The organism is Pseudomonas sp. F220, from assembly GCF_057813935.1.
The window spans coordinates 122,375-142,138 of the sequence record NZ_JBVASJ010000011.1 but is presented as its reverse complement, the minus strand read 5'-3'; the positions used below and the strand labels follow the sequence as shown (position 1 = coordinate 142,138).

17 protein-coding genes are annotated in these 19,764 nt (G+C 59.0%); 10 read left to right on the top strand and 7 right to left on the bottom strand.

Annotation, left to right across the window (positions count from 1 at the left end; genetic code table 11):
* Positions 1-75 precede the first annotated feature (75 nt).
* The gene (locus tag ACZYSM_RS12785) at positions 76-960 is read right to left on the bottom strand and encodes a helix-turn-helix domain-containing protein (RefSeq protein WP_489071850.1); all 885 of its coding nucleotides are present in this window, start codon (positions 958-960) and stop codon (positions 76-78) included.
* Between the two features lie 279 nt (positions 961-1,239).
* On the opposite strand from ACZYSM_RS12785, the gene ACZYSM_RS12780 reads away from it, so the two are divergent.
* Positions 1,240-1,914 carry a DUF3313 domain-containing protein gene (locus ACZYSM_RS12780; protein WP_489071849.1) on the top strand — a complete coding sequence of 225 codons (675 nt, stop codon included), beginning with the start codon at positions 1,240-1,242 and terminating at the stop codon, positions 1,912-1,914.
* 48 nt (positions 1,915-1,962) lie between these two features.
* On the opposite strand, the gene ACZYSM_RS12775 is transcribed toward ACZYSM_RS12780, so the two are convergent.
* Genes ACZYSM_RS12775 through ACZYSM_RS12765 form a run of 3 tightly spaced genes read right to left on the bottom strand, consistent with a single transcriptional unit; the run spans position 1,963 to position 5,204 of the window.
* A complete protein-coding gene (locus ACZYSM_RS12775; RefSeq protein ID WP_489071848.1) occupies positions 1,963-3,309 on the bottom strand; it encodes a glutamine synthetase family protein in 1,347 nt (448 codons plus the stop codon).
* A 22-nt stretch (positions 3,310-3,331) separates the two neighbouring features.
* Positions 3,332-3,889: a helix-turn-helix domain-containing protein gene (locus tag ACZYSM_RS12770; RefSeq protein WP_489071847.1), complete on the bottom strand. Its 558-nt coding sequence runs from the start codon at positions 3,887-3,889 to the stop codon at positions 3,332-3,334.
* 25 nt (positions 3,890-3,914) lie between these two features.
* On the bottom strand, positions 3,915-5,204 hold the full coding sequence (locus ACZYSM_RS12765) for an NAD(P)/FAD-dependent oxidoreductase (RefSeq protein WP_489071846.1): 1,290 nt from the start codon (positions 5,202-5,204) through the stop codon (positions 3,915-3,917).
* A gap of 322 nt (positions 5,205-5,526) precedes the next feature.
* Here ACZYSM_RS12765 and ACZYSM_RS12760 point away from each other — a divergent pair, with 322 nt between their 5' ends.
* The 8 genes from ACZYSM_RS12760 (at position 5,527) to ACZYSM_RS12725 (ending at position 15,114) form a co-directional block, all read left to right on the top strand.
* Positions 5,527-6,660 (top strand): PAS domain-containing protein, encoded by a 1,134-nt coding sequence (locus ACZYSM_RS12760; protein WP_489071845.1) that lies wholly within the window; start codon positions 5,527-5,529, stop codon positions 6,658-6,660.
* A complete protein-coding gene (locus ACZYSM_RS12755; protein ID WP_489071844.1) occupies positions 6,657-8,093 on the top strand; it encodes a sigma-54 interaction domain-containing protein in 1,437 nt (478 codons plus the stop codon). The genes ACZYSM_RS12760 and ACZYSM_RS12755 overlap by 4 nt, the downstream gene beginning before the upstream one ends.
* A gap of 250 nt (positions 8,094-8,343) precedes the next feature.
* Positions 8,344-8,946 (top strand): dimethylamine monooxygenase subunit DmmA family protein, encoded by a 603-nt coding sequence (locus ACZYSM_RS12750; RefSeq protein ID WP_489071843.1) that lies wholly within the window; start codon positions 8,344-8,346, stop codon positions 8,944-8,946.
* Positions 8,943-9,911: a PDR/VanB family oxidoreductase gene (locus ACZYSM_RS12745; protein ID WP_489071842.1), complete on the top strand. Its 969-nt coding sequence runs from the start codon at positions 8,943-8,945 to the stop codon at positions 9,909-9,911. The genes ACZYSM_RS12750 and ACZYSM_RS12745 overlap by 4 nt, the downstream gene beginning before the upstream one ends.
* 17 nt (positions 9,912-9,928) lie before the next feature.
* Entirely contained in the window at positions 9,929-10,969 is a 1,041-nt protein-coding gene (locus tag ACZYSM_RS12740; protein ID WP_489071841.1) for a heme-dependent oxidative N-demethylase family protein, read from the top strand.
* Between the two features lie 146 nt (positions 10,970-11,115).
* The gene (locus ACZYSM_RS12735; RefSeq protein ID WP_489071840.1) at positions 11,116-12,663 is read left to right on the top strand and encodes an APC family permease; all 1,548 of its coding nucleotides are present in this window, start codon (positions 11,116-11,118) and stop codon (positions 12,661-12,663) included.
* Between the two features lie 118 nt (positions 12,664-12,781).
* Positions 12,782-14,206, top strand: a complete 1,425-nt coding sequence (locus tag ACZYSM_RS12730) for a gamma-aminobutyraldehyde dehydrogenase (RefSeq protein WP_489071873.1) — start codon at positions 12,782-12,784, stop codon at positions 14,204-14,206.
* A gap of 308 nt (positions 14,207-14,514) precedes the next feature.
* On the top strand, positions 14,515-15,114 hold the full coding sequence (locus tag ACZYSM_RS12725) for a phosphatase PAP2 family protein (RefSeq protein ID WP_489071839.1): 600 nt from the start codon (positions 14,515-14,517) through the stop codon (positions 15,112-15,114).
* A 123-nt stretch (positions 15,115-15,237) separates the two neighbouring features.
* On the opposite strand, the gene scpB is transcribed toward ACZYSM_RS12725, so the two are convergent.
* The 3 genes from scpB to ACZYSM_RS12710 are packed head-to-tail and all read right to left on the bottom strand — an operon-like array spanning position 15,238 to position 18,629.
* On the bottom strand, positions 15,238-16,038 hold the full coding sequence (scpB, locus tag ACZYSM_RS12720; RefSeq protein ID WP_489071838.1) for a methylmalonyl-CoA decarboxylase: 801 nt from the start codon (positions 16,036-16,038) through the stop codon (positions 15,238-15,240).
* Positions 16,035-17,291: a CaiB/BaiF CoA transferase family protein gene (locus tag ACZYSM_RS12715; RefSeq protein ID WP_489071837.1), complete on the bottom strand. Its 1,257-nt coding sequence runs from the start codon at positions 17,289-17,291 to the stop codon at positions 16,035-16,037. Before ACZYSM_RS12715 ends, scpB begins: the two co-directional genes overlap by 4 nt.
* A 45-nt stretch (positions 17,292-17,336) precedes the next feature.
* Complete coding sequence (locus ACZYSM_RS12710; RefSeq protein ID WP_489071836.1) at positions 17,337-18,629, bottom strand: MFS transporter; 1,293 nt, start codon at positions 18,627-18,629, stop codon at positions 17,337-17,339.
* Between the two features lie 207 nt (positions 18,630-18,836).
* Here ACZYSM_RS12710 and ACZYSM_RS12705 point away from each other — a divergent pair, with 207 nt between their 5' ends.
* Complete coding sequence (locus tag ACZYSM_RS12705; RefSeq protein ID WP_489071835.1) at positions 18,837-19,751, top strand: LysR substrate-binding domain-containing protein; 915 nt, start codon at positions 18,837-18,839, stop codon at positions 19,749-19,751.
* Positions 19,752-19,764 lie beyond the last annotated feature (13 nt).

The window sequence follows — 19,764 nt, the reverse complement described above, 5'->3', positions numbered from 1 at the left end:
GGAGGCTGGCTTCTATCCGATTTGCGCGTTTGTTCATGCCCCATTTTGGGGCGTGAAATTATGGGCGTCAGTGATTTAGCGCGAGCGCAAGAGTGTGCAGCTGGGAAGCTCGCCGAACAGGCCACGATAGGCCTCTGAGAAACGCCCCAAGTGCCAGAATGACCAGCGCATGGCGATTTCCGCCACGGTGGTATCCCCTGCCGTCGTGCGCAGTAAATCCCGGCGCGCGAAGTTCAATCGGCGCAGCCGCTGCCATTGGCTGGGAGAGACACCGGTAAAGGAGGTGAAGCTTTGCTGCAACTGACGCACAGATACCCCGGCGCCATTGGCCAGTTGCAGCACATTGAAATGTTCTTGCGGGCTCGCCATGACCAGATCGAAAACCTTCTGGATGAGCCGGCGATCATGGGCCAGGTGTTTCTGGCTTGCGCGATCCAGCGTCTGGCTCGGGCAGTCGAGGATATACAGGCAATCGTCGACCAATTGTTGCGCCAGACCCTCCTCGGCCTCCGGGGGTTGTTCTGAGACCAGCTGTTGCAGGGTGCTGCTCAACCAGCGACCGAAGACCTCGCTCTGCTGGGAAACCAGCGGCGTCAGGAACAATCCATCAAGGTTGCTCAGGTTCAGGCATTCGAGTTGTTTCAGGTACTGAGGGCCAATCACGACGGCGACTTCTTTATAGTTTTCCGGCGTGATCCAGGTGTTTTGACTTTCTTCGTTGAGCAAGTACAGCGAGCCATTCTGAGTATCAAAACTGAAAACTAATGAATCGGCGGGCGCATGAAAATGCTGTTCTATGCGCGTGTTCATCCGCTCTTCATACACTTCAACGCCGCCCAGCTCCATGTGCACAACCTTGCCCTGGAAATAACCGGGCGACATCTGCTGGTAATGCTCTTGCCAACCGGCAATGACAAGTTGCTGATCCACATCCGCAGTGTCGTGCGATTGAATCTGCATAGGGATTTCCTTCCTTGTATCCGTGCTCGGACAAGCCAGGACACGGTCAATAATTATTATTGACGCACCCTATCAGCGTGCAAAAAACCGCGCAAGGCAGATAGAAAAGCCGGTGATAGCCGTCTACGCTTCGCAGAGATTGATGTCAGCAGCATCACCTCTTCCTTTGCGCCAACTGCGCAAAGTGATGAAACACAGCACGCCGAAGCGGCTATGGGATGCCGGTATCGCCTATGACATCTTCGCGAAGAGCATCCTAATCCCAGGAGTGGAAAATATATGGATCTGTCCCGAAAATTGCTTATCGGCGTTGCGCTGGGCAGCCTGCTACTCGGCGGCTGCACCTCAAAAATCACGCAGAAGGAACAGTACTCAGGGTTCCTCCCCAACTATAACAACCTGCAAGAAGTCAAAACTCCCAGCGGCGAGACGGCCATGCGCTGGGTCAGCCCGTCCTGGAACTCGAACGCTTACGACACTGTAGCCTTCAAACAGTTGGAACTGTACCCGACACCCAAGCCCAATGAGCGAGTCAACCGTCAGACCCTGGACCAGTTGCAAACCTACATGACGGACAGCGCCAAGAGCGTGCTGGGGCAAAAATACCGCGTCGTACCGAACGTTCAATCGGCCCCTGCTGGTTCGCGAGTCCTGGTCGTACGCGCCGCGATTACGGGCGTCACCGCATCCAACGAAGGCATGAAATGGTATGAGGTGGTTCCTGTCGCGGCCGTCGTCGGCGGTGTTTCCGCTGCCAGCGGCCACCGCGATCAAGACACCGAGTTGTACATCGAAGCCGAGATGATCGACGCGAGCAACGGCCAAACCGTGGCCAAAGTCGTGCGCAAAGTCTTCGGTCAACAGCTGAAGAATGCAAGCCAACCGGTTACCGCCAACGATTTCAAAGCGGCGATCAAAAAACTGACCAGCGACATGCAGGCATTTCTCAAATAACAACGGTGTGTATCGCCGACTCAGCCAGCAAGGCTGAGTCGGCGGTCATTACAGATACCAGCGGTACTCGCGCGCACTGATCTCCTGCATAAAGGCCAGATGGTCCTGGCGCTTGTTCTCGCAGTAGACATCAATAAACTCCGCCCCCAAACCCTCGCGCAGCTGTGACTGGTGCTGCATGGCGCGCACTGCTTCGAGCATTTCCAGCGGGAAATCGATACCACTGCTGCGGTCTTCGTTGAGCGATGTGATCGGCTCCCGGCCGTCTTCCAGACCCTGTTCAAGACCTACCAAAATCGCCGCCAGAACGAGATAAGGGTTGGCGTCGGCACCGGCCAGGCGATGTTCGATCCGCAGATTTTTCGAATCCGAGTCAGGAATCCGCACACAGGCATCGCGATCCTCAAACCCCCAGCTGGCCCTTGTCGCCGCGTTCACTGTACCGCCCAAACGGCGAAAGGCGTTCTGGTTCGGCGCGAAGATCGGCATGCAATGCGGTAGCAGCTCCAGACACCCGGCCACCGCATGGCGCAGCGCTTGCTGATGGTTAGCCGCCAGCAGGTTTTTACCCTCAGCGTCGTAAAGACTGACATGCACATGCATGCCGCTGCCCGGATGCTGCAAGTAAGGCTTGGCCATGAAACTGGCGCGGTAACCGTGCTTGAGGGCGACACCCCGCGTGCTGCGGCAAAACAGCGCTGCCCAGTCGGCGGCACGCAGGCCGTCATCGAGGTGACCAAAGTTGATCTCGAATTGTCCTGGGCCGAGTTCGGCAGTGATCACGGAGGTATCGATGCCTTGGGCCCGCGCCGACTCGGCTATTTCATCGAGCACCGGGGAAAAGCGCGACAGCCGTTCGATGTGCATATTCGGCTGATCATCCGCATCGTCCGTCAGCAGATCGCGGGGGAACTGAGGCTGGCCATCGCGCAACTGTTTATCGAACAGATAGAACTCCAGCTCGAACGCCACCACGGGATGAATACCTTTATGCCTTAACCGCTCCAACACCTGCGCCAGGACTTCGCGTGGCTCGAAGACGATCGGCTTCTCAGTACCGTCCGAGGTAATCAGCATCTGCCCCAATGGTTGTGTTTCCCAGTTCACAGGTTTGAGCGTACCGGGCACCAAGCGACGGAGAGCATCCGGGTCGCCATCGTTAAAGCAGTAGTCGCCGATTTTGAACAGCCCGCCCTGCACACCTAGTAGCACACAGTTCTGTGGCAGCTTCAGAGCGCTGCCAGCAGCCACCTTCTCGAGCATCTCTACCGGATAGCGCTTGCCGTAAAAATGCCCTGGAATATCCAGGGAAATCAGGTCGACATAACGCACCTTGGGGTGGGATTGGCGAAAAGCACGAACCTCAGCCAGCAGATCAGAGCAGGCAGCATCCATCATTGTTGTTCCTTTATTGTTATCAGGTGTAAACCCAAAGGACTCGTGTGAGTTGGGCTGTGAGGTTGCCATAGCGACAATGGGTATGGCTGGCCAGTTGAAAACTGTCTCCGGCATACAAGGTCACCGGTGCGTCGTCTTGGTCCAGCCACAGCGTCAACTCCCCCTCCAGGACATAGCCGCCCTGCTCTGAGCTGTCGCTCAAGTGCCGCTCGCCACTGCTGGCGCCGGCCTCCAGTTGGCTTTCGAGCATGGAGAAGGAGGCCTTCATTTTCGGTGAGACCAAAATGTCGGTAATCCCGTTGGCGTAATACAGCGTGCGTCGCTCATCCGGCCGGGTAACCCAAGGCAACTCCTTAGGTTTTGGCAAACTGTAAAAATAGGTGGTCGGCACCTCAAGGGTTTCGCTGATCGCCGTCAAATCCGCCACTGTGGGCCGTGACAAGCCTCGCTCGACTTGCGAGAGAAAGCCGACGGAACGGCCGATTTTGTCTGCCAGTTCCTTCAGGGTGTATTTCTTGTGCTTGCGTAGATCGTGAATAAGGATCGCTAAGGCGGCGATTTCTTCTTGCTTGTTCATGCCAATAGCTCCAAAAGATTGCTCATCAAATACTATCGCGCAGTCGATACCAGGCCTTGCCGATGGCCTCCAAGGGTGCTGCCAGGTATTTACCGCCGGGAAAGCTTCCATTACTCAGACCTTGGTACAAGGCCAGGTCATCCGGCTGACCGAGAATCGCGTCGGACACAGCGCGGGCGCCGGCCAATGTCGGAAGTACACCGTGCCCGGAATAGCCCTGTAGCCAGTAGAGGTCACCACGCTGGCCGATGTCGGGGGTGCGCTTGAGAGTCAGGTCGATATGCCCTCCCCAGGCAAACTCCAACTCGACGTCCTTAAGCTGCGGGAAGACCCGCTGCAGATAAGGCCGGGTCGCTGCGGCGATGTCCTTCGGCATCCCTCCCAGATAGGTGCAGCCACCACCGAACAGCAGGCGGTTATCCGGTGTGCGCCGGAAATAGTCGAGGACGAACTGGTTATCGGTGACGCAGACATTGCTCGGTAGCAGCGCTGTGGCCTGCTCCGCTGTCAGCGGCGCGGTAGCCACCTGGTAGGTACCCACTGGCAACACGCAACTGGCCAGCTTCGGGTCAAGTTGATCGAGATAGGCATTGCACGCCAGCACTAGCACATCCGCCCGAATGCGCCCGCGTTCGGTGGTCACCAGGTACTGATTGCCTTCTTTGCGATAGCTCAACGCTTTGCTCTGCTCATGGATGCAGCCGCCAGCGCGTTCTATGGCTGCAGCCAGGCCAAGCGCCAACTTCAGCGGATTCAGATGCCCGCCTTCGGGGTCGAACAGGCCCGCCTGATAACGCTCGCTGGCGACCCATTGCGACAACTCTGCCCGCGGGATGAATCGCAAGCCGTCGTGCCCCCACTTGTGGCTGGCCTCGCGTTGCCACTCGGTCAGCAGGCTTACCCGCCGCGGCATGACCGAAGTCCACAGATGACCGGCCCGGTAATCGCAATCGAAGTCATGGCGCGCGGGTAACTCACGCAACTCCTGCGCAGCCCAGCGCATGCTGTCCCACAACCGCCGTGCTCGCTCATAGCCAAGCGCAGCCTCTAACGGCGGCATATCACACGACCAACCGAGAATCGCTTGACCACCGTTGCGCCCCGAGGCCGCCCAGGCAACCCGGCTGGCTTCCAGCAGCGTCACACGCTTGCCCGCCAAGGCCAGACGCAAGGCCGTATGCAGGCCACTGAAACCGGCACCGATGATCAGCACCTCGGTGTTGTGTTCGCCTTCCAGAGCGGCCCGAGTCAATAGGCGATCAGCGCAACTGTGGGCGTAATAACTGGCAACGTGCTGCGTAGACTGCTGAAACATCTGGGCACCCATGAAATTATGTTCTTATAATTTCATGAAAAACTACATCATAAATTTCACCAGCGCAACACTCCACCCATTACTCAGGCAAGTAGCCTCTGATCAGATCGGCTCGAGCAAGGCATGTAACAGGGCTAAACTGCCCAAAAAAATGCTGCAAAAATGCACACGCTGCTGTAATAACGCAGCACTTGACATCCAAAACGCTCTCAATCGCCTAGCTCCCACCCGGTTTTTAATTGGCATGCAAAATGCCCCTGCTTCTGCTACCTGGTGTTTGCAGCCAAGTACTCCATAAGCCACATCGAGCCCGAGATCTACGATGGATATCCTGAATTTGCTGGCAGAAAAAACACTGCCCCTTTCAAGCACTGTCTGTGCTGACGGTCGACTTATCAGCCTGTCTTCCAGCTTGAGCGATCAACTGGGCTATGAGCTTGAGACTTTGCAGAATCAGCCGATTGAACGCATCTACAGCGCCGAGTCTGTGCGCGCCTTGCAGTACCTGTTTGCTAATCCCCCGGCCGATGAGCGGATTCAGAGTCTGGAACTGACCCTGATCCGTCACAACGGCAGCTTGCTGCCGATCATAGCCTGCGGCCTTCTGGAGTGGCGTTCGATGCAACCAGCCCACCTGCATCTGCTGAAAATCCCCCTCGGTACTCTTGGTCATCGGCTGCGGGAAATGCACAACGCCAATGAAGTGATGAGCCAGATGCTGCAGAGCGCCAAGGTCGCCTACTGGTGTATTGAGTTCGCTGAGGCCGTGGACATCAACAACTCCCCGGACGAAATCGTTCGCCAGGTATTCGAAAACGACTCCCACTGGCGCCTGTGCAACCGTGCCATGGCCGAGGTCTATGAAATGCCCTCGGATGTCGATTTCAACCAACAGCCGGTGCGCCTTTACTGGCCTCGCAGCCCGGCCAACGAAGAGTTCGTACGACGCCTGATCGAAGCAGGGTTCAGCGTCGACGGCGCACTCTCCGTGGATCGTCGTCACGATGGCTCACCGGCCTATGTAGAAAACGATGTACGCGCGACCATCGTCAACGGGTATCTGTTGCGCATGTGGGGCAGCATTCGTGACGTCAGCCAGGAATTGAGGATGCAACATGACGCCGAGCAGCGCATCGATGCCTTGCGCCGGGTGTTCGATGCGGTGCCGGATGCGGTGCTGGTGATCGACGAACACTTACAACCGCAATGGCGTAACGCGGCCTTCGAGGACACGTTCGGCATCACCAACGGCGCCGGCATTGCTCGCATGCTGCTGGATAACGCCCTGCCCGAGCGCACCTGGCATAGCCTGCCTCTGCCCGATTTTAGTGGACGCGTCCTGAGCTTCAATGTGCACTGCTCGCGCATCTTGATTCGCGAAGGCGTGGCCTGGCGGGTCGCGGTATTGCGTGAAACGCGTCAAGGCGCGACACGCGCCGAAGAGTTGCACCCATGAAAGACAACAACCTGCCGCCCTCCTTGCAGATGGGCATGCGTTCTTCGGTCAACGTCAGCAGTGAGATCCTGGTCGCCTTGCTCGAAACACCCGCGTTGCACGCCTTGCTGGACAGCTTCGGCGAAGCTCTGATCATTACTGACAGTGAAGCCCGGGTGCGTTTTCTCAACCTGGCCGCCGAACGCGTCAATCACCTGTCAAGACAGCAAGCCATCGGTCTGTCCAATAACGAATTTTTCCAACGCTCGGCGTTGAATTACGACGACTTGCAAGCCGCTCTGAACCGCGGTGGCAACAGTGCCCTGACCCGCTCAAGGGAAGGCCGGGTACTACTCAGCAGTACTCATGCGATTCCCACCAGCGCCTACGAAAAACCCTTCATGATGCTGACCCAGCGGGACTTTGACGGCAGCAAGCCACAGCGACGCCCCTCGTTGAGCAACCGGCCGGCGGAGACACAAGGACTCTGCGACCCCCAAGACAACGCCCTGCATCTTTCACCCCAGCTCTCGAGCATCGCCGACACCGGAGTACGAGCCTTTCGTCGTCGCGCGCGGCTATTGCTGCTGGGCGAACCGGGGGTCGGCAAGACTGCCATCGCCCGGCATATCCACCGCGCGGCGGGTTGGGGCGACCGACCATTCATTCACGTCAACTGCGGGAGCATTCCGGAGAGCTTGTTCGAATCGGAGATGTTCGGCTATGAACGCGGTGCCTTTACCGGCGCGCTGCAGGGCGGCAAGCAGGGCTACATTGAGGCCGCTTCGGGTGGGACATTGTTCCTCGACGAGATCGGCGAAATCCCCTTGCATGTTCAGGCCAAGCTTTTGAAGTTCCTCGAAGACAGCACCATTCAGTCGGTCGGTTCACCCTTGAGCAAGAACGTGCAGGTGCAAGTCATTGCCGCCACCAACAAGGACCTGCGTCATCTAGTCAGCATCGGCGAGTTCCGCGCCGACCTCTACTATCGGCTGGCGGTCCTGCCGGTAGAAATCCCGCCGCTACGCCGGCACCGCGATGACCTACCGTTTCTCATCGACATCCTGCTGAGCCGCATTAACCGTGATCGTGAACCGTCACTGGGCCTGTCTGCCGGATGCCGGCATCGGCTGATGAGCTATGACTTCCCGGGCAATGTCCGTGAGCTGGTGAATATCTTTGAACGGCTGGCGGTACTCGCCGACGATGAAGCGCAAGAGCATCATCTACCGGCCGAGATGCTCGATCCGACAGGTTTCCAGGAACGTCTGAAACCCTCGGCCGTGGACGGCGACCCGAGAGACAATCCTGAACAGAACCTCAAGCTCCAGGTTCAACATTTCGAGCGGCAAGTAATCCTGAAGGCCGTGCACCTGTGCGGTAGCAAACGCAAGGCCGCGCAGCACTTGGGCATCGACATCGGCACGCTGATCCGCAAACTTCAACGCAACTGACTCCCCTCCCCCCGACACAGGGATGTGTCCACCTCCTGCTTTCCATGTGAAACGCTGCAAAAACGCCTACAGAAATCATCATTCCTGCCTATATCTCGCTCTTTGAATTTATATAAATACTTTAAATTCAATAGGTTATAGAACTGGCACGCCCTGTGCTCCTGCTACCTGCAACCCATCACCGTTTATGGGTCTTTGCATCAAAGCCGGCCTCCATCAACCGAGCCGGTAGCCAGGAGGAACAATAAAAATGTTGATCACCGGGATCAAAAGCCGACCGGTCTATGACCAGTTGCACCCGCTGCCGGGAGGTGTCCGGCACATCATTGCCGGCCAAGGGAGCGGCGGCCGGGCCATGTTGCGCTTGCTGAGCGATATGGTCGGCCTGGATCTGCACATCACCTTGCTTTACTCGCAGGAATCCTTTTCTGGTCAGGACTTCCTCGGCGAGCTGCAGCAGCACCCGAGCCATCATCTGCGCGTGCATGCGGATAATCAGGCTTTGGTCGACGACCTCCAGACCCTGCTCGGCGAAGCTCGCATGGGAACCCGGCTGTACCTCGCGGGCTCGGAGAGCTTCCTCGGCAGTGCCATGCAAGTGGCCACGCTGTTCGATCTGAACCGCGATGAAGTGCTTCGCGAGCACTCCGGAACGTTGGTCCGCCGAGTCTGGTGCGTGCATTGCGACACCTATACCGAAAACGTCACCCAACGTGTTTATGACTGCCCCGGTTGCGGTCTGACGCTGGTGGTGCGCGATCACTATTCCCGGCGGCTGGCAGCTTTTCAGGCGGTCAAGGCCGATGCCGAAGTCCCGGGTGAATTGCCGCAAGCCGAGGAGCTCGATACATGAGCCAGAACAATGGGACTTTGAATCTGCGTGTGGCCCGAATCGAATCGGTGACCCCGGAAATCAAGCGCTTCACCCTAGTCTCGCCAACCGGAGAACACCTGCCGGCGTTCTCTGGTGGCAGCCATGTCGTGGTGCTGATCGCCAACGAACACAACACTTTGCGCAACCCCTACTCGCTGCTGAGTTCCCCTTACGACACCAGCGCCTATCAGATCGCTGTGCGCCGTGTGGAAAGTGGCCGTGGCGGCTCGATATCGCTGCACGACAACGTCCGTGAAGGCGACCTGATCGAGGTCACGCCACCGGTCAACCTGTTCCCGCTGATCAAACAGGCCCGCCTGCATCTGTTCATTGCCGGCGGCGTCGGCATCACCCCGGTGATCTCTCAGCTTGAAGAGCTACGTCTGAGCAAGGTGCCTTTCGAGCTGCATTACGCGGTCCGCGGTGAGGAGCATGCGCAGCTCGGCAAGGAGCTTCAGGCCACCTACGGCGAGCAGGTCCATCTGTACCGCAAGGGTATCGAACCGCGTATGGAGATTGCCCGGGTACTCGCCGCCCGCCCGCTCGGCAGTCATGTCTACGTTTGCGGTCCGGACAGCATGATCGACGCCACATTGTTGTGTGCCCGAGGCCTGGGCTGGACCGACAGCCATGTGCACTTCGAACGCTTCCTCGAACAAAGCAGCGGCGGCGAAGCCTTCAGTTTCACCCTCGGTCGCAGCGGCGCAACCCTCTCGGTTTCGCCCGACCAGAGCATGCTCGAGGCCGTAGAAGCCGCCGGCTACACGATGCCCTACTTGTGTCGGGGTGGAGCCTGCGGTCACTGCGAAACCGAGGTGCTGGAACTGGACGGCGAACTCATCCACTGCGATGACTGGCTGTCGGACGAAGACAAGCTGACCAGCAAGAAAATCATGCCATGCGTATCCCGGGCCAAGTGCAATCGCCTGGTCATCGACCTCTGATCGACGGAGACATAACAGTGAACATCCAATTCAACCCCGACGAAACCTATCGCGACGACTACACCTTTGCCAACAGCCCGAAAACGATCGCCCGTGCGCCTTTCCCGTTCCCTGACGACGACTACATGTACTCGATGAATCTCGAGCCCCATGTATCGGTGGGCGATGGTGCGTTCCGCGCCGCTTTCGATATCGATGAGCACTACATCAGCGAGTGCCGGGACCGCGCCATCACCCTGGAGAAGGATCCGGGCATGCACTATGTCTCGGCGCCGCACATGATGGAGGCGCAATGGGACCTGCTCGAACTGATCATGGAATCCTATGCCCGGGACTATCCGCAGTACTTCAGCCTGGCGCGTGAAGGTCGGCAGTGGCATTGGGTCAACCGTTTGCTGGACATCGACGACCGCTTCACCTTCGGCGATCCGGCCACCCTGCCCTACGAACCCATGGAATACGTGACTCGCCAGGCCCAGGGTGACTGGGTCTTGCAGGAAGAGCGCGATGGCACCCTGTACTGGGGTGCCGGGATCGCCACCCAGCGCGCCGATTACTCCTTGCGCTTCAACCTTGGCATGAGCTGGGAGGAGTTCCACGGCCCGGTGCCGCTGGTCAAAGAGATCGGCATGCTCGACCGTGCCTTGAAGTTCCTTCTGCGCCTGCGCACCGGCCACCCGGTACGCCGGCTGAACTGGTCGCTGACCGTCAACCCACGTCTGGAGGTCTCTGCCGAAAGCCTGCCGGAATGGGCGCCGGATCGGACCATCGTGACCGCGGAAAACGCCGGCAAGCTGGTCTACCTGCGCATCGAGTTACAGCCGTTGCATCGCCTGCCGCGTAGCAACGCCATCGTCTTTCCGATTCGCACCTACCTGCTCAGCCTTGAGGACATCGCCACCAACCCGGCCTGGGCCCGACGCATGCATAGGGTCCTCAGGGACCTGAACCAGCAACTGGTCGACTACAAAGGCTTTAGCCGCTACCGCGACGCCGCTGTTGAATGGCTCTCGCAGTACGACGACGGTCGCGACAGTGAGCCAAAAAAACAGGCTTGAACCGTAACCGCTCTTCGTAGGAGCAAGGCTTGCCCGCGATGGCGTCGTTGAGATCGTCATCGCGGGCAAGCCTTGCTCCTACAAGAGCATTGGCGGGCCAACCCGCCAACCCTGCAATCACCTGCCATTGATAATGAGGAAATAACATGAGTGGCTCATCTACCGCGCGTGCAAGCGTCAGTGCCGATCAGGATGCCGAACAACTTCGCGCCCTCGGCTACAGCTCGGATTTCAATCGAAGCATGAGCCTGTGGGAAAACTTTTCCCTGGGCTTTACCTACCTGTCGCCCGTCGTCGGCGTCTACACCTTGTTCGGCTTGTGTCTGGCCGCCGGTGGCCCGCCGATGTTCTGGTCCTATCTGCTGATCGGCGCCGGGCAACTGTTGGTGTGTCTGATTTTTGGTGAAGTGGTCTCGCAATTCCCGATTTCCGGCGGTGTCTACCCTTGGGCCCGTCGTCTGGTGGGCAAGCGTTGGGCGTGGATGGTCGGCTGGGTTTATGCCTGGGCCTTGTGTGCGACCATCGCCGGGGTCGCGGTGGGTGCCGGGCCATACCTGGCTACCTTGCTAGGCTTTAAAGCGAGCCCCGAAGCCAATATCTATATTGCCCTCACGCTGATCCTGTTATCGACCGGGCTGAATCTGGTGGGCACCAAACTGCTGGCGCGGGTGGCGATGTTCGGCTTTCTCTGTGAACTGGTCGGGGCGATTCTGGTCGGCGGCTATCTGCTGATCTTCGAGCGTCATCAGCCGTTCAGCGTGCTGTTCGACACCTTCAACATCCAGGTCGGTGGTTCGTATTTGCCGGCATTCCTCGCGGCCTCCCTGGCCGGTCTGTTCCAGTACTACGGTTTTGAGGCCTGCGGTGACGTTGCCGAAGAAACCCCGAACCCGGGCAAGCGCATTCCCAAGGCCATGCGCATGACCATCTATATCGGTGGCGCTGCGGCGATGTTCGCCTGCCTGGCACTGATCCTCTCCGTGCCAGACATGGCCAAGGTTCTGAGCGGAGAAGATACCGACCCGGTCACCACCATCCTGGCCACTGCCTTCGGCCCGGTCGGTTCGCGGCTGGTGATGGCTGTGGTGATGGTGTCTTTCATCTCCTGTGTGCTGAGTCTGCAGGCCGCGGCCAGTCGTTTGTTGTTCGCCTATGCCAGGGACGAAATGATCGTCGGTAGCTCGTTGCTCAAGCGCCTGTCGGCCAACCATGTGCCGTCTTTCGCGCTGCTGGTCAGCGGCCTGGTACCGGCTGCCATTGTCTGTCTGGGGCTGTTCATGGCTGATGCGGTGGCGACTATTGTCGGTTTTGCGGCAATTGGTATCTACGTGGCCTTCCAGTTGATCGTCATTGCCGCATTGATCGCCCGTGCCAACGGCTGGCGCCCCAACGGCCAGTTCACCCTCGGCGTCTGGGGGCTGTGGGTAAACCTTGCGGCGCTCGTCTATGGCCTGTGTGCCATCGTCAATATGGTATGGCCGCGCACGCCGGAAGCCCCCTGGCATATCAACTACGGGATGATTCTGACCACCTTGGTGGTGATGGGCGCCGGTCTGGTTTACATGCTGCTGGGCAGGCCGTATGACAAAGGTACAGCGCCTGCGGGCGATGCCTGGAAGTTTTCCAAACCGCTTGCCAAGCCCGGATATCAGGCTCGCGGCGGTGAAAAGGTTGTCGGTAGCAGCGGTAAATAACTAACCCCCTGTAGGAGTTGCCTCAGGCTGCGATCTTTTGATCTTTGGCGGTTTCATTGGCGCTAAAAGATCGCAGCCTGAGGCAACTCCTACGCACTGCATTGAAGAGAACATGAATATGCAAACCAAACTGCTGATCAATGGCCAGTTGGTGGTCGGCGAAGGCCCGAGCCAACCTGTTTTCAATCCCTCTCTCGGTCAGGTGCTGATAGAGATCAATGAAGCCAGCGAAGCCCAGGTCGACGCCGCCGTACGCGCCGCCGATGCCGCGTTCGAAGGCTGGTCGCAGACCTCGCCGAAAGAGCGCTCGCTGCTGTTGCTCAAACTTGCTGACGTCATCCAGGCCCACGGCGAGGAGCTGGCCAAGCTGGAATCGGACAACTGTGGCAAACCCTACAGCGCTGCGCTGAACGACGAGATTCCGGCGATTGCCGATGTGTTCCGCTTCTTCGCTGGCGCCAGCCGTTGCATGAGCGGTACGGCCGGTGGCGAATACTTGCCCGGCCACACCTCGATGATCCGCCGTGATCCGGTGGGCGTGGTTGCCTCCATCGCGCCGTGGAACTACCCGCTGATGATGGTTGCCTGGAAAATCGCCCCGGCTCTGGCCGCCGGCAATACCGTGGTGCTCAAGCCGTCGGAACAAACCCCGCTGACTGCGTTGCGTCTGGCTGAACTGGCGTCGGACATCTTCCCGGCCGGCGTGCTCAACCTGGTCTTCGGCCGTGGCCCGAGTGTCGGCAGCCCGCTGGTCACTCACCCGAAAGTGCGCATGGTGTCTTTGACCGGCTCGATTGCCACCGGCGCGAACATCATTTCCAGCACCGCCGACAGCGTCAAACGCATGCACATGGAGCTGGGCGGTAAAGCCCCGGTGATCATCTTCAACGACGCCGACATCGACGCCGCCGTGGAAGGCATTCGTACGTTTGGTTTCTACAACGCCGGGCAAGACTGCACCGCCGCCTGCCGCATCTACGCGCAGGAAGGCATCTACGACACATTCGTCGAGAAGCTCGGCGCGGCAGTCAGCACCATCAAGTACGGCTTGCAGGATGATCCGGCTACCGAGCTGGGTCCGTTGATCACGGCTCAACATCGCGACCGTGTGGCCGGGTTTGTCGAACGTGCGGTGGCGCAACCGCACATTCGCTTGATCACCGGCGGCAAGGCGGTGGAAGGCAACGGGTTCTTCTTCGAACCCACGGTGTTGGCCGATGCGCATCAAGACGATGAAATCGTTCGTCGCGAAGTGTTCGGGCCGGTGGTGTCGGTCACCCAATTCACCGATGAAGCACAGGTGCTGGGCTGGGCCAACGATTCGGACTACGGCCTGGCGTCGTCGGTGTGGACCGCCGACGTCGGTCGTGCCCATCGCCTCGCTGCGCGTTTGCAGTACGGCTGCACCTGGGTCAATACACACTTCATGCTGGTCAGCGAAATGCCTCACGGCGGGCAGAAGCTGTCCGGTTATGGCAAGGACATGTCCATGTACGGGCTGGAGGACTACACCACCGTAAGGCATGTGATGTTCAAGCATTAACCTCAAAAGATCGCAGCCTGCGGGAGGCTGTACGCGGTCAGCGTAGGAGCTGCCGCCAGGCTGCGATCTTTTCTGGCATCCCCCCCCTTCCTCGACCCACTTTGCATGAAGCACCGTCCCCCCCCCGATTAACACGGATTTATTAATTTCCCGCGTCCAAAATGACGGTTTCTTCACGCTCCCTCGGGCAAGCTTTTTCGCTGAATCAGTTACGCTTTGAATGGGGTATTTCCACCTAAGGTAGCGGGCGATCAAGGTGATGAGGCTTTCGCCGCCATCAATATTTTATCTATGAGTGAAATCGCGTTATGGAAGAACTGAATCGTTCACTGTTTCTGATCATCAATGCCAGTGCAAACCCCTCCTCAGGCGCGCTGTTCATGGCTAATGCCCTGGCACAATGGTTGATTTATGGTGTTCCTCTGTTGCTGGCCGGGCTATGGCTATGGGGCGGGAGAGAGAGCCGAGCTGTCGTGTTGGCTGCCGTGCTGAGTATCGCGTTCGCACTGGGTTGCAACGTGTTGATCGGCATGCTCTGGACGCACCCACGGCCATTCATGATTGAGTTGGGTCACACTTTCCTGGCACACAAAGCGGAAACCTCCTTCCCCAGCGATCATGCCGTTGTGTTTTTCGCCTTGGGTCTGGCCTTTATGTGGGGCTCTTTGCGCAAGGCCGGGGCTCTGCTCTTGTTGCTTGGCGTAGGAGTTGGATGGGCTCGCGTTTACCTGGGAGTGCATTTCCCGTTCGACATCGTCGGGGGCCTCTTGGTGGCATTTGTCAGTAATTGGGTCGTCGCGCTAGTACTGGGTTTCAAACCACTGCGCGAGCGTTTACTGGATGGGCTGGAAAGCCTGTACCGACGTCTGTTCGCATTACCGATCGCCAAGGGATGGGCTCATGCTTGACCTTCATGCGAGTTCTCGTGGTCTCCTGCCCCATAGGATGGCTACGTAGCAGCATTTACAGGTGCTGCCATGGAAGGCGAAACCATCCTGATATTGGCACGGTTTCGCCACGCACCGAGGGTATTACCTACCGCAGAATACTGGCGGCCTGCGCGCCGCAAATGCTGCCAGCCCCTCACCAAAGTCGCTGCTTTCGCACGCCTGCCGACGCAGTTCGGCGATCTGCTCCATTGCCTGGACGGGGATCGGTTGCAAGTCTTCGAGGATACGCAACTGCTCTTTGACCGCCTGAATGGCCAGTGGCGCCTTGCCGGCGATACCGCGTGCCAGTTCAAGCGCAGTTGCCTCCAGCGCGTTGCTATCGACCAGCCTGTTCACCACACCGAAGCGCTCGGCACGCTCTGCATCGAGCGCCTGCGCTGAGAAAAACATTTCCTTCAGCACGTGTATTGGCAGGTTGTTGAAGAAGCGCAGCAGCCCACTCGTTGTGTAAGGCAAGCCGATGTTTACCGGGGTCATGGCAAAGCATGCGCTGCGATCGGCGACGACCAGGTCGCAACTCATCACCAGATCGACCGCGCCGCCCCACACCGAGCCGGATACCATGGCAATGACCACGCCGGGGTAGGCGCGTATGCGGCGCAATACTTGTTCGAGTGGCTTGCCGTAGGCAACCGGGTCGCGGTCATGCTCCAGTTCACGGATGTCGTGGCCGGCGCTCCAGACCGCCTGTCCCGACTCGCTGCCCAGTACAACGACCGGTATGTGTTGTGAGGCCAATGCGGCAAGACTTTCGTCGAGCGCCATCAGCAGTTCGGCGCTTAGAGCGTTCCGACGTGTGGGATTACTGAAGACCAACCGCCCAATTCGTTCTTCGACAATGTTGGCAATCACGGTGGCGGAAGATACTTGCGTCGGGGTCATTGTGCTGCTCCTGTTGATTGTCTGGACGCCATTGCTAGCGAATCGTCTGTGTCCTGGTACACGACCTTCGCGGCCAGCAGCGCATTGATCGAGGCTGCGTCGAAACCTGCCTCGCGTAGCACTTCAACGCTGTGCTCGCCAAGGCTGGGTGGTGGCCGCTGGCTGACGCCTACCGACGGTTCAGCCCCATCAGTGGCGCTGAACACGGGCGTCACCACCTGACGCAGTGCGCCAAGTTTGGGATGCATGAGTGTCTCGACCAGTTGGCAATGCACCACCTGCGGGTCGTCGAACACCTCGTCGAGTGTATTGATCGGGCCAGCCGGCAACCCCGCACCGATGAACAGTTCGGTCCACTCTCGCTTGCTGCGAGTCTTCAAGCGGCTCTCCAGGATCACCTTCAATTCGTCACGATGTTCGACCCGAACTTCATTGGTCGCGAAGCGCGGATCGTCCGGCAGCGTGGGTAAGTCGAGCAGGACGCATAAACGCCCCCACATGGCAGAGGTAATCGGCGCCAGATTGAGCGGGCCGTCTTGCGTCTGGAATACGCCGTAAGGCGCAATGACCGAATGTGCGTTACCCGTGCGGCGCGGGACATCACCCAGGCTTAGGTAGCGTTGACCGTGCACACTTAACAGCCCGACCAGGCTGGCCAGCAACGACGTGCTGACGTGCTGACCGCGCCCGGTGCGTTCACGCTCCAGTAACGCTGCCAACACCGCCGTCACCAGCCACATGCCCGAGGTCAGGTCGCCGATCGCCGTGCCGGTGCGGGTCGGATCGCCATCGACGAAACCGGTCAGACTCATCAGCCCCGAGTATCCCTGTGCAATCTGGTCGAAGCCCGGCCAGCTGCTCATTGGTCCGTCGGCGCCAAAGGCGTTGATGCTGCCCATGATCAGTCGCGGATTGCGTGCGCTGAGCACGTCATAGCCGAGCCCCATGCTCTCAAGCGTGCCGGGCTTGAAGTTCTCGATCACGACGTCGGCCTCATCAATCAGCCGATGGATCGTGGCCAACCCTTGGGGATCCCGGAAATCGATGCACGCGCCGCGCTTGTTGCGATTGCACGATAGGTAGTAGGTACTCACGCCCCGGTCGAACGGGCCCCAGGTTCGGCTCATATCGCCAGTCGGGCCGGGCTCAATCTTGATCACATCGGCCCCGAGGTCGGCCAGCACCATCGTGCAGAACGGCCCCGACAGCGCACGGCTCAGGTCGACTACTTTTACGCCTTGCAATGCTTGCATGGTGTTCTCCAGTGAATTAATAAACGATGCCGTTTTGAGTGCGCGCTATTGCGGCAACGTCTGATCACGGGTTTCAACGGCAAACGGCAGGATCAGAATGCCGATCACGAAGGCAGCTGCCGTCCATGCGATGGGCGCGCCCAGCGAGCCATACCAGTGGATCGCAGCGGCCAACAGGAAGTTGACGCCCGCACCGATAAAGCGCCCGACCGATGCATTGAAGGCGAACGCCGTGGCGCGTATACGGGTCGGATACTGCTCGGGCAGCCAGAGTGAGAAAATCGCGAAATTGCCGCCGAAGAAACCGAGGAACACCAACGACACCATGAATAGGTTAAGGCCGTCGTCCATGTAGAAAACCCAACCGAAGGCGACCACGATCGACGTGGCCATGCCCGCAAAGTAGATGCCCAGCGCAACCCGTCGCCCCAGTCGTTCGGCCAGCCATGGCGCCACGAGGCATCCGAGGATCGTGCTGAGCGACAGCACCGCAGCGCCAATGGATGCCAGATGCACCGCCCCGACGTGGTCGATACCGGCGCGCGTCGCCAGTGTCACGACAGCCGTCGCTTCGTAAACCGAGCCGGCCCACAAACCGACGATAGCAACCCCGACCAGGCAGGAGCTGGTCAGCGTGCGTCGCCGAAAGGCGGGGGCAAATATTTCCCACCACGATGTGCGCGGGGCAGTCGTCGAGTCGGGACGTTTGACGTTGTGCGCAGCCTTGCGCACCTGGCCAGGCTCTTTCACCTTCAGCGCGGTATAGATCGCAATGACCGCGGGGAAGAGGCCGCAGAGAAACATGACGCGCCAGCCGTACGTTGCGCCGACGGTGTAGTTCAGCAGCGCGGCGATGAAGAAGCCGAAGTAGTAGCCCGTTTGCAGATAGCCCGCGCCCATCTTGCGGCGATCTTCCGGCCAGCTCTCGGCCACATAGGTGCCGGCGAGTGCCCACTCGTCGCCTACGCCGATCCCGGCGATCAGCCGAAAAGCGGCCAACTGCCAAATGTTCTCCGAGAATGCCGCCGCCCCGGTAAAGAGCGAGTAGACCAGAATGCTGGCCGCCAGCATCTTCACCCGGCCAAAGCGGTCGGCGAGCGGCCCCCAGATAAACGACAAGCCCCAACCGATCAGAAACAGCCCGAACATCAGCGAGCCGTACATGGCGATATTGGTGGGTGTTGGGTCAATGCCCGAGACGGGGAGCAGCTCGGTCAGGGCAGGAATCAAAACCAGCGCGAAGATCACCGAATCCACGCCATCCAGAACCCATCCCACGTAGACCGTCCAGAAGCCGCGTATCTGCTCGCGGGTCAGGGGCGTTTTGATGGGTTTCACGCTCGTTGCTGATGCTGTTAATGCTCTAGACATTAAGATCTCCCATTGACCTTGATCAGGCCTATAGAAGCGCCGCGAGGCTGTTGCGGCCGTCAGCGCTTCGTTTATTGTGAAATCAGTCTAGGCACCCGCCTCATAAGCTACAAATATGATATTCCTTTGGTTCTATCGGATATTTGTATAGGGTGAACGTCTTTGGGAGCAAGCATGGACCTGCGACAGTTGCGGTATTTCATCAAGGTGGTTGAATGCGGCAATATCACGCGCGCCAGTGAAGCGCTGCATATCGCACAGCCTGCGATCAGCCAGCAGATGCGCAATCTGGAACGTGATATGGACATGCAATTGCTCGAGCGCAGCGTGCATGGCGTGGTACCCACCGCAGCTGGGCAGACGCTTTACCGGCATGCCATCGAACTGCTGCGTCAAGCCGACGGTACCCGTGAACTACTCCGTCAGGACGCCGAACTCCCGCAAGGAAAGGTGTCGGTCGGCATGCCGTCGAGTACCGCTCGCATGTTGGCGATCCCGCTCGCACGCACGATTCGCAGCCGCTATCCGGGTATCAAGCTGGAGTTGATCGATGCACCGAGCGCCGACCTGGGAAACCTGATCACTGTCGGGCGGGTTGCGCTCGCGGTAATTGTCGATGCGGTCGAAACCCGTGGTGTGGCCTCGCAACGGCTGCTCACCGAAGCGCTGTATCTGGTCGCGTGGCCGGAATTTTCGATACCGGATGAACCGGTGTCGATCGTCGACCTGGCGAAGATGCCGCTGGTTCTGCCAAGTGCACCGAACACGATTCGCAGTCGAGTCGAGTCGGCATTGCACGAGGCCGGTCTGCAATGTGACATTCAGTTCGAAGCCAATTCCACGGACTTGTTATTCGCCGCCGTTCTGGCAAAGCTAGGCGTCACCATCCTGCCTTGGGCGGCCGCGCGCGTTGAACTTGATCAGCATAAGCTCAAGCTGGCCAAGATCGATCACGGACTGTTCTCTCGTGATCTCTCTCTGTGCTGGCATGACACGGCGGTGCTGAGCAACGCCGTGCAAAAGGTCAAGGCAACCATTTTTGAATTGTTCGACGAGTTGGGGCGGTACCCGGAGTGGACAGGTGGATAATTACCCGTCCGTT